General features: G+C 72.0%; 12 protein-coding genes. 11 read left to right on the top strand and 1 reads right to left on the bottom strand.

Translation table 11 applies throughout. The annotated features are described in order from the left end of the window. The first annotated feature begins 179 nt into the window (after nt 1–179). The 5 genes from ACFWGJ_RS33220 to ACFWGJ_RS33200 all read left to right on the top strand — a co-directional run bounded on the left by ACFWGJ_RS33220 (nt 180) and on the right by ACFWGJ_RS33200 (nt 6,597). Nucleotides 180–710 carry a hypothetical protein gene (locus ACFWGJ_RS33220; protein ID WP_381833920.1) on the top strand — a complete coding sequence of 177 codons (531 nt, stop codon included), beginning with the start codon at nt 180–182 and terminating at the stop codon, nt 708–710. 79 nt (nt 711–789) lie between these two features. Beyond that, a complete protein-coding gene (locus ACFWGJ_RS33215) occupies nt 790–4,053 on the top strand; it encodes a S41 family peptidase (protein ID WP_387332074.1) in 3,264 nt (1,087 codons plus the stop codon). Between the two features lie 188 nt (nt 4,054–4,241). After that, on the top strand, nt 4,242–4,595 hold the full coding sequence (locus ACFWGJ_RS33210; RefSeq protein WP_387332072.1) for a histidine triad nucleotide-binding protein: 354 nt from the start codon (nt 4,242–4,244) through the stop codon (nt 4,593–4,595). Between the two features lie 35 nt (nt 4,596–4,630). After that, nucleotides 4,631–5,536: a ribonuclease Z gene (locus ACFWGJ_RS33205; RefSeq protein ID WP_387332070.1), complete on the top strand. Its 906-nt coding sequence runs from the start codon at nt 4,631–4,633 to the stop codon at nt 5,534–5,536. 20 nt (nt 5,537–5,556) lie between these two features. After that, nucleotides 5,557–6,597 (top strand): adenosine deaminase, encoded by a 1,041-nt coding sequence (locus ACFWGJ_RS33200; protein WP_387332068.1) that lies wholly within the window; start codon nt 5,557–5,559, stop codon nt 6,595–6,597. 21 nt (nt 6,598–6,618) lie between these two features. Here ACFWGJ_RS33200 and ACFWGJ_RS33195 read toward each other — a convergent pair whose 3' ends face one another. After that, nucleotides 6,619–7,965 (bottom strand): MFS transporter, encoded by a 1,347-nt coding sequence (locus ACFWGJ_RS33195; protein WP_387332066.1) that lies wholly within the window; start codon nt 7,963–7,965, stop codon nt 6,619–6,621. 320 nt (nt 7,966–8,285) lie between these two features. On the opposite strand from ACFWGJ_RS33195, the gene ACFWGJ_RS33190 reads away from it, so the two are divergent. From ACFWGJ_RS33190 to ACFWGJ_RS33165, 6 genes are all read left to right on the top strand, one after another. Beyond that, a complete protein-coding gene (locus ACFWGJ_RS33190) occupies nt 8,286–9,395 on the top strand; it encodes a carbohydrate kinase family protein (RefSeq protein WP_387332064.1) in 1,110 nt (369 codons plus the stop codon). 202 nt (nt 9,396–9,597) lie between these two features. After that, entirely contained in the window at nt 9,598–10,656 is a 1,059-nt protein-coding gene (locus ACFWGJ_RS33185; RefSeq protein ID WP_189775909.1) for a PhoH family protein, read from the top strand. A gap of 12 nt (nt 10,657–10,668) precedes the next feature. After that, the gene (ybeY, locus tag ACFWGJ_RS33180) at nt 10,669–11,166 is read left to right on the top strand and encodes an rRNA maturation RNase YbeY (RefSeq protein WP_267026048.1); all 498 of its coding nucleotides are present in this window, start codon (nt 10,669–10,671) and stop codon (nt 11,164–11,166) included. Beyond that, nucleotides 11,163–12,476, top strand: a complete 1,314-nt coding sequence (locus tag ACFWGJ_RS33175; RefSeq protein ID WP_387332061.1) for a hemolysin family protein — start codon at nt 11,163–11,165, stop codon at nt 12,474–12,476. The genes ybeY and ACFWGJ_RS33175 overlap by 4 nt, the downstream gene beginning before the upstream one ends. 4 nt (nt 12,477–12,480) lie before the next feature. After that, nucleotides 12,481–12,840: an MmcQ/YjbR family DNA-binding protein gene (locus ACFWGJ_RS33170; RefSeq protein WP_381834277.1), complete on the top strand. Its 360-nt coding sequence runs from the start codon at nt 12,481–12,483 to the stop codon at nt 12,838–12,840. A 53-nt stretch (nt 12,841–12,893) separates the two neighbouring features. Further along, nucleotides 12,894–13,250, top strand: coding sequence for a cytidine deaminase (locus ACFWGJ_RS33165; RefSeq protein WP_381834274.1), 357 nt, complete (start codon nt 12,894–12,896; stop codon nt 13,248–13,250). The last annotated feature ends 185 nt before the right edge of the window (nt 13,251–13,435 follow it).

Raw genomic sequence — 13,435 nt, 5'->3', positions numbered from 1 at the left:
CCCCCAGGCGCCCAGGGGCGCGGGGAACTGCGCGGCCCGCCCCCACCGGACCCGCAGACGACGTACCTAGCCTGTCCGGCGTTTGAGGACAAGGGGGTTCGGGGGCAATGTCCCCGAGAGGGTGAGCGTGGCCGCATGGGGTCTACCGCGTCGGCACGAGCAGTGGCACGCTGCCGTGCATGCGGGCACTGAGGCGTATACGGCACCGCGGCCCGGCGATCGCCCTGGCCGCCGTCTCGGCCGTGTTCGCGCTGGTCGCGTGTGAACCGGGCGACGGCCTGAACACCGCGGCCGTCGCGATCACCACCGACCAGAAGGGCACGAGCGAGCTGGAGAAGCGGGGCGTCGACGTGCAGTGGCTCACCTGCACCGCCTCGTACGGCGAGAAGAACGAACCCACGCCCTCCGCGAGCGTGCACAACGTGGCGTCCGTCGACTGCACGGGCGAGACCAAGGACGGCCAGGACATCAGCATCAAGGGCAAGGTGACCCAGGAGATCGACGGCACCTGCGTACGCGGCGATCTCACCGCCACGGTGGGCGGCAAGGAGGTGTTCCGGCTGAACGTCCTCGGCAATTGCCAGGCGAGTACGCCGCCCGCCAACAACCCGACGACTCAGCAACCCGACCAGCCGGGGGCGACCGTCACCGTCACCAGGACCGTGACCGTGTATCCGAACCCGAGTTGCTCCTGCATCTCAGGAAAGTGATCAATGCGACGAAGCGGCCGGCCCGGGGAAGTGATCGAAAGCTCTGGTCGCGGCTGGGACGGCTGCATAGGGTGATCGGGTGACACAGCCTGCATCCGCCGCAACCGCATCCGCCGCATCCGCCGCGACTTCCGCGTATCTCCGGTATCCGCACCTGCACGGTGAGTTGATCACCTTCACCGCCGAGGACGACGTCTGGGTGGCGCCGCTCGACGGCGGCCGTGCCTGGCGGGTCAGTGCCGACAACGTTCCCGTGAACCATCCACGGATCTCCCCGGACGGGGCGACCGTCGCCTGGACCTCGACCCGCGACGGCGCCCCCGAGGTGCACATCGCCCCGGTCGACGGGGGCTCCGCCACACGCCTCACGTACTGGGGCAGTTGGAAGACCCAGGTGCGCGGCTGGACCCCCGAGGGGGAGGTGCTCGCGCTCAGCGCGCAGGGCCAGGCCAGCCTGCGCCGCAGCTGGGCCCGCGCGATCCCGCTCGACGGCGGACCCGCGACCACCCTCCCGTACGGGCCCGTCGGCGATGTGGTCCAGGGGCCCGGCGGCACCGTGCTGCTGTCCGCGCCGATGGGCCGCGAGGCCGCCTGGTGGAAGCGCTACCGGGGCGGCACCGCGGGCAAGTTGTGGATCGACCGGGAGGGGGAGGGGGAGGCCGGGGAGTTCGTACGGCTGCACGCCGATCTCGACGGGAACCTCGAATACCCCTCATGGGTCGGGGAGCGGGTCGTCTTCCTCTCCGACCACGAAGGCGTGGGAGCCGTGTACTCCTCCCTCGCCGACGGAACGGACCTGCGGCGCCACACCGGCATCGAGGGCTTCTACGCGCGGCACGCCTCCACCGACGGCACCCGCGTCGTGTACGCGTCCGCCGGTGAGCTGTGGATCCTCGACGACCTCGACGGGGCCGAGCCGCGCCTGCTCGACATCCGGCTCGGCGGCCAGCGCGTCGATCTCCAGCCGCACCCCGTGAACGCCTCCCGCTGGTTCGGCGCCGCCGCCCCCGACCACACCGGACGCGGCAGCGCGGTCGCCGTGCGCGGAGCCGTCCACTGGGTCACCCACCGCTCGGGACCCGCCCGCGCGCTCGCCGCCGAACAGGGCGTACGGGCCAGGCTGCCCCGCACCTTCCGCGCCGACGGCGAGGAACACGTGGTGTGGGCGACCGACGCGGAGGGCGACGACGCGCTGGAGTTCGCCCCGGCGACCGGCGTGGCACCCGGCGCGACCCCGCGCAGGCTCGCCGCCGGACAGCTCGGCCGCGTCCTCGGGCTCGCGATGGCACCCGACGGCAGCCGCGCCGCGGTCGCCTCGCACGACGGACGCGTCCTGCTCGTCGAACGCGAGACCGGCGAGGTCCGCGAGGTCGACCGCAGCGAGGACGGCGAGGTCACCGGGCTCGTCTTCTCACCCGACTCCGCCTGGCTGGCCTGGTCGCACCCCGGCCCGCGCCCGCTGCGCCAGCTCAAGCTCGCCAACACCGCCGACCTGTCGGTGACCGAGGCGACCCCGCTGAGATTCCGCGACTACGCACCCGCGTTCACCCTCGACGGGAAGCATCTGGCCTTCCTGTCCGCGCGGTCCTTCGACCCCGTCTACGACGAGCACGTCTTCGACCTCGCCTTCGTCGGGGGCTCCCGGCCGCACCTCATCACCCTCGCCGCCACCACGCCCTCGCCCTTCGGACCGCAGCGGCACGGGCGGCCCTTCGAGGCGCCCGACAAGGACGAGACGCCCGACAGCGAGGGTTCCCCCGCCACCCGGATCGACCTCGAAGGGCTCGGCGACCGCATCGTGCCGTTCCCCGTGGAGGCCGCCCGTTACACGAGTCTGCGGGCCGCCAAGGACGGGCTGCTGTGGCTGCGGCACCCCGTGCGCGGTGTGCTGGGAGCCTCCCGCGCCACCCCCGACGACCCGGACCCCAAGACCGACCTGGAGCGCTACGACCTCGCCCAGCAGCGCATCGAGCACCTCGCCTCGGACGCCGACGGCTTCATGGTCACCGGCGACGGCAAGCGGATCCTGCTGTGGACCGACGGCAAACTGAAGGTCGTACCGAGCGACCGGCGCGCCTCGAACGACGACGAGAGCGACACGAACATCACCGTCGACCTGTCGCGCATCCGCCGATACGTCGACCCGGCCGCCGAGTGGCGCCAGATGTACGACGAGACCGGCCGCCTCATGCGGGACAACTTCTGGCGTCCCGACCTGGGCGGCACCGACTGGGACGGCGTACTGGACCGCTACCGGCCCGTCCTCGGACGGGTCTGCACCCACGACGACCTGGTCGACCTCCTCTGGGAGGTGCAGGGCGAACTCGGCACCTCGCACGCGTACGTCATGCCGCGCGGCGGGTTCGGGCACGGGGAACGGCAGGGGCTGCTCGGCGCCGACATCTCCCGCCACGAGGACGGCCCGCAGGGGGCGCCCCTGTGGCGTATCGACCGCATCCTGCCGTCGGAGACCTCCGACCCCGACGCGCAGTCGCCGCTCGCCGCTCCCGGGGTCGCGGTGCGCGCGGGCGACGCGATCGTGGCCGTCTCCGGGCAGTCCGTCGACCCGGTCGCGGGACCCTGGCCGCTGCTCGTCGGCACGGCCGGTAAGCCCGTCGAGCTGACCGTCTCCCCGGCGGGCGGCGGCGATCCGCGGCACGCGGTGGTCGTGCCGATCTCCGACGAGGAGCCGCTGCGCTACCACGCGTGGGTCGCCGACCGGCGTGCGTACGTGCACGAGAAGTCCGGCGGACGGCTCGGCTATCTGCACGTGCCCGACATGCAGGCGCCCGGCTGGGCGCAGATCCACCGCGATCTGCGGATCGAGGTGGCGCGGGAGGGACTGGTCGTGGACGTCCGCGAGAACCGCGGCGGCCACACCTCGCAGCTCGTCATCGAGAAGCTCGCCCGGCGGATCGTCGGGTGGGACCTCGCGCGCGGGATGCGCGCGACGAGCTATCCCGAGGACGCGCCCCGCGGGCCCGTCGTCGCCGTCGCCAACGAGTTCTCCGGGTCGGACGGGGACATCGTGAACGCGGCGATCAAGGCGCTGGGGATCGGGCCCGTCGTCGGGACGCGTACGTGGGGCGGGGTCGTCGGGATCGACAGCCGGTACCGGCTGGTCGACGGGACGCTGGTCACTCAGCCCAAGTACGCGTTCTGGCTTGAGGGGTACGAGTGGGGGGTGGAGAACCATGGCGTCGATCCGGACGTCGAGGTCGTCCAGACGCCGCAGGATTACGCCGCCGGTCGTGACGTACAGCTCGACGAGGCGATTCGCATCGCGCTGGAGGGGCTCGCCGACAACCCGTCGAAGGTGGCTCCGGAGTTGCCGGGGGCGTGACGGGCGGTTCGGCGGGTGCGGGTGCGTGGGGGCTGGTCGCGCAGTTCCCCGCGCCCCTCAAGGGGCTGCGCCCCTCCGAGGACAAAAGATTGCGCCGTTCCCCGCGCCCCTGACGGGGCGCCCCCTACGGGGCTGCCCCTCGGTACCATGCCCGGGCATCGATCGACTGAGGCTGAGGAGGCTGTGTGATGGTCGGGGAACCGCAGGACGACTGTCTGTTCTGCAAGATCGTCGGGGGGAGGATCCCGGCGACCGTCGTGCGTGAGACGGAGACGACTCTCGCCTTCCGGGACATAAGTCCGCAGGCGCCCACCCACATCCTGGTGATCCCGAAGGTCCATCACCCGGACGCCGCCTCCCTCGCCGCCGCCGAACCGGCGATCCTCGCCGATGTCGTGCGCGAGGCCGGTGAGGTCGCCGCCGAGGAGAAGCTCGACAGCTACCGCCTCGTCTTCAACACCGGGAGCGGGGCCGGTCAGACCGTCTTCCACGCGCACGCCCACGTACTGGGCGGCCGTGGTCTGCAGTGGCCCCCCGGATAGCGAGAACCGGATAGCGAGAAGCTGGACAACCCGACGTGTCCGTACGTGAATTGGTGGTCCTCGGGACCGCCAGCCAGGTTCCCACCCGGCACCGCAACCACAACGGCTACCTGCTGCGCTGGGACGGCGAGGGCATCCTCTTCGATCCCGGCGAGGGCACGCAGCGGCAGATGCTGCGGGCCGGCGTGGCCGCGCACGACCTGCACCGGATCTGTGTCACGCACTTCCACGGCGACCACTCGCTGGGGCTGGCCGGGGTGATCCAGCGGATCAACCTCGACCGGGTGCCGCACGAGATCAGCGCGCACTATCCGCGCTCGGGGCAGAAGTTCTTCGACCGGCTGCGGTACGCGACCGCCTACCGCGAGACGGTCGCGCTCACCGAGGTTCCGGTGGACGCCGACGGGGTCCTCGCGGCCACGAAGACGTACGAGCTGGAGGCGCGGAAGCTGTCGCATCCCGTCGAGTCGTACGGGTACCGGCTCGTCGAGCCCGACGGGCGGCGGATGCTGGGCGACCGGCTCGCCGCGCACGGGATCAAGGGCCCGGACGTGGGGCGGATCCAGCGGGAGGGGGTCCTCGGGGACGTCCTGCTCGACGACGTCAGCGAGGTGCGGCGCGGGCAGCGGTTCGCTTTCGTCATGGACACCCGGCTGTGCGACGGGGTGTACGCGCTCGCCGAGGGCTGCGACCTGCTCGTCATCGAGTCGACGTTCCTGGACGAGGACGTGCGGCTCGCCGTCGACCACGGGCACCTGACCGCCGGGCAGGCGGCCACCGTCGCGCGGGACGCGGGCGTACGGCATCTGGTGCTGACGCACTTCAGCCAGCGGTACTCCGATCCGGAGGAGTTCGAGCGGCAGGCGCGGGCCGCCGGGTTCGAGGGGGAGCTGACCGTGGCGCACGATCTGCTGAGGGTGCCGGTTCCGAAGCGTCGGTAAAACACCCGTACCATGCTTCGATGCCCCTCCCCAAAGCTGAACTGCACCTGCACATCGAAGGCACGCTGGAGCCCGAGCTGGCTTTCGCCCTGGCGGCCCGCAACGGGATCACGCTGCCGTACGCGGATACGGACGAGCTGCGCAAGGCGTACGAGTTCACCGATCTGCAGTCGTTCCTGGACCTGTACTACGGGCTCATGGCCGTGCTGCGGACCGAGGACGACTTCGCGGATCTCGCCGACGCGTACCTCGCGCGCGCCGCCGCGCAGGGTGTGCGGCACGCGGAGATCTTCTTCGACCCGCAGGCGCATCTCGCGCGGGGCGTCGGCATCGGGACGGTGGTGGACGGGCTCGGGCGAGCGCTCGACCGATGGGGGTCCCCCCGCTTGAGCGAAGCCGAGAGTGGGGGAGGGGCCGTGCACGGCATCTCCACCCAGCTGATCATGTGCTTCCTGCGCGACGAGTCCGCCGCGTCGGCGCTGGAGACCTTGGAGGCCGCGAAGCCGTACCTGGCGCCGCACGGCCCGATCGTCGGCGTCGGACTCGACTCCGCCGAGGTCGGGCACCCGCCGGTCACGTTCCGCGAGGTGTACGAGGCCGCCGCCGCGCTCGGTCTGCGGCGGGTCGCGCACGCGGGCGAGGAGGGGCCGCCCGCGTACATCACCGAGGCGCTCGACGTGCTCGGCGTCGAGCGGATCGACCACGGGCTGCGCTGCATGGAGGACCCGGAGCTGGTGGCCCGGCTGGTACGGGAGCAGGTGCCGCTCACGCTGTGCCCCCTGTCCAACGTGCGGCTGAGGGCCGTCGACGTGCTGGCGGAGCACCCGCTGCCCGCGATGCTCGACGCGGGCCTGCTGTGCACGGTCAACTCCGACGACCCCGCGTACTTCGGCGGCTACGCCGGGGACAACTTCGACGCCGTCCGGGAAGCCCTCGGACTCTCCCCGGAGCGGCTGCGCGACCTGGCCCGCAACTCGTTCACCGCGTCGTTCCTCGAACACGACGAGGAGCGGCGGGCGCGGTACCTCGCCGAGGTGGAGGCGTACGAGTTCGGGGCCTGAGGGCGCCCTGGAAGGGGTGGTTCAGGGCGCGGGTGCCGACGGTGACGTGCCCGAGTTCTGGGGGCCCGCCGTGTCGAACTCCTGCTGTGCGGGCTGCGGGTGGTCCACGGTGATCTCCACCACGGGCTGCTCCATGGGGTGCTGCGCGGGCTGCTGCACCGGCTGGTGCGCCGGCTGCTCCGCGGGGCCGCCGCGCAGGACCGGTTCCGGGCCCCGGAGCACCGGGCCGCCCGTGGTGCGTACGGCCACCGCGGCGAGCGGTACGGCCAGCAGGAGCAGGACCGTCGCGAGCACCCAGCCCATCGCGGGATAGCCCGCCGCGGCCGACAGCAGGCTGCCCGCCAGGGGGCCGCACGCCGTGCCGAGGGAGGACGCCGAGCCCGCCAGGACGGCCCAGCGGCCGTGCGGGTCGAGCGACGCGGCCAGGCTGATCAGGTAGGAGAGGACCACCGGGTAGAGGGCGTTCCAGGCGATCTCGCCCACGGCGAAGCTCGTCAGACCGTCCGCGCCCGCGCTGACCACGATGCAGACCGCGATCAGGGCGGTGCCCGCGCCGACGGGCAGCGCCCGGCCGATCCGGGGGCCGAGCGCACCCGCGCACAGCACGCCGAGCAGGCCCGCGCCGAGGGCCGCCGCGAAGACCACGCCGACCGTCGCCTCGCCCAGGCCCGCCTGCCGGGTCCCGATGTGGCTGCTGACGCCCCACAGGGAGTTCTGGGCCAGGGACCAGCAGAGCATGGCCGCGGCGAGCACCAGGCCGGGGCGGCGGTACGGCAGCGGGGGCACGGGCGTCGAGGCGGGGCGGTGGGCGGTCGGCGCGGCCTCGCCGGAGCCGGTGGGCAGATGCGCGGTCGCGGGCCAGACGAGGGCCGCGGTGAGCGCGACCGCCGCGAGGGGGAGGCCGTGGCCCGGGCCCAGGTGGGGGACCGTCAGATAGACGGCCGCCGCGAGCGCGGAGACGCTCAGCAGGCCGAGGGTCGTGGTGCGGTGGGGGTCCCGCCGGGCGGCCGTGCCGGCCGCGGCGACCGTGGTGGCCGTACCGGAGCCGAGACCGCCCACCAGCGCGCCGGCGATGACGACGGGCACGTCGGACGACAGCGCGGCCGTGCCGTAGCCGAGCACGGCGAGCAGCAGACCCGCGCGGGCCAGGCGCCGGGCGCCCAGCCGGTGGATCCGGGAGGCGAGGGAGAAGCCCGCCGCGGCCGAGCTGAGCAGCAGCAGACTGCCGACGGCACCGGCCTGTGTGGCGGAGAGGGGAAGGGCGGCGTCGAGTCTGCCGACGGTGGTGGGCAGCAGGTACGGGGCCAGATAGCCCGCCGTGAAAAGGGCGACGAGGGGCCAGGACGGAGCGGTGGTGCGGGCGGACACGGGCGTTCCCTGGGCGTGCGGACGGAAAGGGGGGCCATGCGAGGGGGAGTTGGTGCGGCCGTCGACGGACAGGAACGCGCGGGCAATTTGTATCAAGCGGAAGGGCGGATTCGATAAGCCGGAGGATGTGATCTGGAGCACTTGTTGTTTGGGGGATGGCGACCCGGGTAACAGAGCGCGATTTCGACCCGTCCCGGGCCTGAACCGCAGCAGCGGCGGCTCGTGGCCGACGGGACGCGAGGGCCCGGCGTGACCCTCCCCGCGCCGAAGAGCGTTTGGTGCACACTGGCCTGAATCCGCACCACTCAGGGGAGCGCACCGTGACCGCGTCCAACGGGAAGGGACCGTACCGACAGGCCCAGTTCGACCCACTCGCCGAACTGCGCCACTCAGACGAACCGCCCTGGGACGTCTATCTCACCGGCACCGTCTTCCTCGACATCATCTTCACCGGCCTCGGCTCCGCCCCCGTCCGCGGGACCGAGTCCTGGGCCCGCGGCATGGGCTCAAGCCCCGGCGGCGTCGCGAACATGGCGACCGCGCTGGCCAGGCTCGGCCTGAAGACCGCGCTCGCGGCGGCCTTCGGGGACGACCACTACGGGGAGTACTGCTGGGACGCCCTGGAGCAGGGCGAACACATCGACCTCTCCGCGTCCCGCACCGTGCCCGGCTGGCACTCCCCGGTGACCGTCTCGATGGCGTACGAGGGCGAGCGGACCATGGTCAGCCACGGCCACGAGCCGCCCCCGGAGGAGCCCGCGCCCGACTGCTCGCCCCGCGCGCGGGCCGCCGTCGCCTCCCTGACGCCGGGCACGAGCGCGCACTGGATCGCCGGGGCGGCCGAGCGGGGCACCCGGATCTTCGCCGACGTCGGCTGGGACGACACGGGCCGCTGGGACCTCGCCGGGCTGCCCGACCTGCGGCACTGCGAGGCGTTCCTGCCGAACGCCGAGGAGGCCATGCGGTACACGGGCGCCTCGTGTCCGCGCGCCGCCGCGCACGCGCTCACCGAGCACGTACCGCTCGCCGTCGTCACGCTGGGTGCCGAGGGCGCGTACGCCGTGGACCGCAGGACCGGTGAGACCGCGGAGGTTCCGGCCATCGAGGTCGAGGCGATGGACCCGACCGGTGCCGGGGACGTCTTCGTCGCGGGGTTCGTGACGGGCACGCTGGCCGGCTGGCCGCTCGCCGACCGCCTCGCCTTCGCGGGCCTCACCGCGGCCCTGTCGGTCCAGGAGTTCGGGGGATCGCTGTCCGCGCCCGGCTGGTCGGAGATCGCCGCCTGGTGGCGCCGCGTGCAGTCCTACGACCACCAGGATCCCGCGGCGCTCGGCCGGTACGCCTTCCTGGAACCGCTGCTTCCGGAGAGCGCCCGGGCCTGGCCCCTGAGACGGGCCGTACCGACGATCGGCTTCCGCAGATCCGCGTGAGACCGGATGAGATCCGCGTGGGGCCGGACGGGATCCGCGCGAGGCCGCAGGGGCCGCACCCGGGGCCGCCCCTGATGCCACAGGTGCGGCGGAAAAGTCCTACGGTGTTGTCGGTGCCCCGACGTACTCTTGGAGACACAAGGCTGCCGTACCGGCAAGCGTGCCTCACCGAGGAGGATGAGCAGGCCTTCAGAGCCGGCCCATGACTCAGACACCCACAGCTCACACCCCCGCGCAGGGGCAGTCACGAGCCCAGTTCACCGTCCCCGCGGCGCACCCCATGGTGACCGTGCTGGGATCCGGGGACGTCCTCCTGCGCGTGATCGAGAAGGCTTTCCCGGCGGCCGACATCCACGTCCGGGGCAATGAGATCAGCGCCATCGGCGACGCCCGTGAAGTGGCCCTCGTCCAGCGACTGTTCGACGAGATGATGCTGGTGCTCCGCACCGGACAGCCGATGACGGAGGACGCGGTGGAACGCTCGATCGCCATGCTGCGGGCGACGGAGAACGGGGAGGGAGACGGCCCGGAGACCCCCGCCGAGGTCCTCACCCAGAACATCCTGTCCTCGCGCGGACGCACCATCCGCCCCAAGACGCTGAACCAGAAGCGGTACGTCGACGCCATAGACAAGCACACCATCGTCTTCGGCATCGGCCCCGCCGGTACGGGCAAGACCTACCTTGCCATGGCGAAGGCGGTCCAGGCCCTCCAGGCCAAGCAGGTCAGCCGCATCATCCTGACCCGCCCGGCCGTGGAGGCGGGGGAGCGGCTCGGCTTCCTGCCCGGCACGCTCTACGACAAGATCGACCCCTACCTGCGCCCGCTGTACGACGCGCTGCACGACATGCTCGACCCGGACTCGATCCCACGCCTGATGGCGGCGGGCACGATCGAGGTCGCGCCGCTGGCGTACATGCGGGGCAGGACGCTCAATGACGCCTTCATCATCCTGGACGAGGCGCAGAACACCAGCGCCGAGCAGATGAAGATGTTCCTCACCCGGCTCGGTTTCGATTCGAAGATCGTGGTCACCGGTGATGTGACGCAGGTCGACCTGCCGAGCGGCACCAAGTCCGGTCTGCGTCAGGTCCAGGACATCCTGGAGGGCCTCGACGACGTCCACTTCTCGCGGCTCACCACCCAGGACGTCGTCCGGCACAAGCTGGTCGGCCGTATCGTCGACGCGTACGAGAAGTACGACAGCCAGAACGGCACGGAGAACGGCACCCACAAGGGCGCCCGTACCAAACGGAAGTAGACCAGCGCGACCATGTCGATCGACGTCAACAACGAGTCCGGAACCGAGGTCGACGAGCAGGCGATCCTCGACATCGCCCGCTACGCCCTCGCGCGGATGCGCATCCACCCGCTCTCCGAGCTCTCGGTGATCGTCGTGGACACCGACGCCATGGAGCAGCTGCACATCCAGTGGATGGACCTGCCGGGCCCCACGGATGTCATGTCGTTCCCGATGGACGAGCTACGGCCGCCATCGAAGGACGACGAGGAGCCCCCGCAGGGGCTGCTCGGTGACATCGTGCTGTGCCCGGAGGTCGCCGAGCAGCAGGGCAAGGACGCCGAGACGCAGCACTCCATGGACGAGGAACTCCAGCTCCTCACCGTCCACGGAGTGCTGCACCTGCTCGGGTACGACCACGAGGAGCCCGACGAGAAGGCCGAGATGTTCGGTCTGCAGGCCGCCATCGTGGACGGCTGGCGTGCGGAGAAGGGCCTCGAAGGTCCCTCCCCGGCCCCGACCGTCTCATGAGCCCGCAACTGGTCCTGGGCGCCATCGCCCTCGTCGTGGTCGCCTGGCTCGCCGCCTGCGCGGAGGCCGGCCTCGCCCGCGTCTCCAGCTTCCGCGCCGAGGAGGCCGTACGGTCCGGCCGCCGCGGCAGCGCCAAGCTCGCCCAGGTCGCCGCCGACCCGACCCGCTATCTGAACGTGGCCCTGCTGGTGCGCGTCGCCTGCGAGATGGCGTCCGCCGCCCTCGTCACGTACGCCTGCCTGAAGGAGTTCGCCGAGACCTGGCAGGCGCTGGCCGTCGCCATCGGCGTGATGGTCCTCGTCTCGTACGTCGCCGTCGGGGTCTCGCCGCGCACCATCGGCCGCCAGCACCCGCTGAACACGGCGACGGCGTCCGCGTACGTGCTGCTGCCGCTGGCCAGGATCATGGGGCCGATCCCGCCCCTGCTCATCCTCATCGGCAACGCGCTCACGCCCGGCAAGGGCTTCCGGCGCGGGCCCTTCGCCTCCGAGGCCGAGCTGCGCGCGATGGTCGACCTGGCGGAGAAGGAGTCCCTCATCGAGGACGAGGAGCGCCGCATGGTGCACTCCGTCTTCGAGCTGGGCGACACGCTGGTCCGGGAGGTCATGGTCCCGCGCACCGACCTGGTGGTCATCGAGCGGTACAAGACCATCCGGCAGGCGCTGACGCTCGCCCTGCGCTCCGGTTTCTCGCGCGTGCCCGTCACCGGGGAGAGCGAGGACGACATCGTCGGGATCGTGTACCTGAAGGACCTGGCCCGCAAGACGCACATCAGCCGGGACGCGGAGAGCGAGCTGGTGTCCACGGCCATGCGGCCCGCCGCGTTCGTCCCGGACACGAAGAACGCGGGTGACCTGCTGCGTGAGATGCAGCAGGATCGCAACCACGTCGCCGTCGTCATCGACGAGTACGGCGGCACGGCCGGCATCGTCACCATCGAGGACATCCTTGAGGAGATCGTCGGCGAGATCACCGACGAGTACGACCGGGAGCTGCCGCCCGTGCAGGACCTCGGCGATGACCGCTACCGGGTCACCGCCCGGCTCGACATCGGCGACCTCGGCGAGCTGTACGGCTTCGAGGCGTACGACGACGAGGACGTGGAGACGGTCGGCGGGCTCCTCGCGAAGGCGCTCGGCCGCGTGCCCATCGCGGGCGCGTCCTCGGTCGTCGAACTGCCCGACGGCCGCGAGCTGCTGCTGACCGCCGAGGCCTCGGCGGGGCGCCGGAACAAGATCGTCACGGTGCTGGTCGAGCCCGTCGTGCCGGCCGACGCGGATGCGGAGGCCCCGGAGGAGAAGGCGGAGTGACGCCATGACCCCGCAGGAGCTGCGCGCGCTGTGTCTGTCCTTCAACGCCGCCGTGGAGGAGTTCCCCTTCAACCCGGAGACCTCGGTCTTCAAGGTGCTGGGGAAGATGTTCGCGCTCAGCTCCCTGGAGGGCAGTCCGCTCACCGTCAACCTGAAGTGCGACCCCGAGGACGCGGTGCGGTTGCGCGGGGAGCACGAAGGGCTGATCGTTCCGGGCTGGCACATGAACAAGCGCCACTGGAACACGGTGACCGTGGACGGCTCGCTGCCCGGCCGGCTGGTCCGGGAGCTGGTCGAGGACTCGTACGACCTGGTGGTGGCGGGGTTGCCGCGGGCGGAGCGGCTGCGGCTCGACCGGCCCTGAGCTGCCGTGCGACGCCGTGTGACGTCGTGTGACGTCGTACGTATGCTCTGGGCATGACCGACAGCACCGCGCTCGAACCCGAGGACCGCAAGATCGTCACCCTGGCCCGTGCGGCCCGGGCCCGCAACGGGGTGCCCGAGGGGGCGGCCGTGCGGGACGACAACGGCCGTACGTATGTGGCGGGCACCGTCGCACTGCCCTCGCTGCGGTTGAGCGCGCTGCGCACGGCGGTGGCTATGGCTGTCGCCTCGGGGGCTACGTCGCTGGAGGCGGCGGCGGTGGTCTTGGGCGAGGGGTCGTCCCTGCCGGACGATGACCTCGCCGCGGTGCGGGACCTCGGCGGTGCGGCCACGCCGGTGTTCGTCGCGGGGCCGGACGGTTCCGTACGGACCGTGGTGACCGCGGGCTGAGGGTTTTCGTCCGCGGCCCCGGTGGGGGCTGGTCGCGCAGTTCCCCGCGCCCCTAAAACCCTGCGCAGTTCCCCGCGCCCCTAGAGCCATAAGACTGCGCAGTTCCCCGCGCCCCCGGAACGCCCACATCACCCGCCGTCGCACGCGCACCTCACAGATTGCGCAGTTCCCCGCGCCCCTGAAAC

It is taken from the genome of Streptomyces sp. NPDC060205 (assembly GCF_042728395.1).
GTDB lineage: Bacteria > Actinomycetota > Actinomycetes > Streptomycetales > Streptomycetaceae > Streptomyces.
This window is presented reverse-complemented; position numbering and strand designations above follow the sequence as displayed.

Excerpts from the sequence above, each read along its gene's own strand:
- ACFWGJ_RS33220 (WP_381833920.1), top strand. The coding sequence starts at position 180 with ATGCGGGCACTGAGGCGTATACGGCACCGCGGCCCGGCGATCGCCCTG.
- ACFWGJ_RS33210 (WP_387332072.1), top strand. The coding sequence starts at position 4,242 with ATGGTCGGGGAACCGCAGGACGACTGTCTGTTCTGCAAGATCGTCGGG.
- ACFWGJ_RS33200 (WP_387332068.1), top strand. The coding sequence starts at position 5,557 with ATGCCCCTCCCCAAAGCTGAACTGCACCTGCACATCGAAGGCACGCTG.
- ACFWGJ_RS33185 (WP_189775909.1), top strand. The coding sequence starts at position 9,598 with ATGACTCAGACACCCACAGCTCACACCCCCGCGCAGGGGCAGTCACGA.
- ybeY (WP_267026048.1), top strand. The coding sequence starts at position 10,669 with ATGTCGATCGACGTCAACAACGAGTCCGGAACCGAGGTCGACGAGCAG.
- ACFWGJ_RS33175 (WP_387332061.1), top strand. The coding sequence starts at position 11,163 with ATGAGCCCGCAACTGGTCCTGGGCGCCATCGCCCTCGTCGTGGTCGCC.
- ACFWGJ_RS33170 (WP_381834277.1), top strand. The coding sequence starts at position 12,481 with ATGACCCCGCAGGAGCTGCGCGCGCTGTGTCTGTCCTTCAACGCCGCC.
- ACFWGJ_RS33165 (WP_381834274.1), top strand. The coding sequence starts at position 12,894 with ATGACCGACAGCACCGCGCTCGAACCCGAGGACCGCAAGATCGTCACC.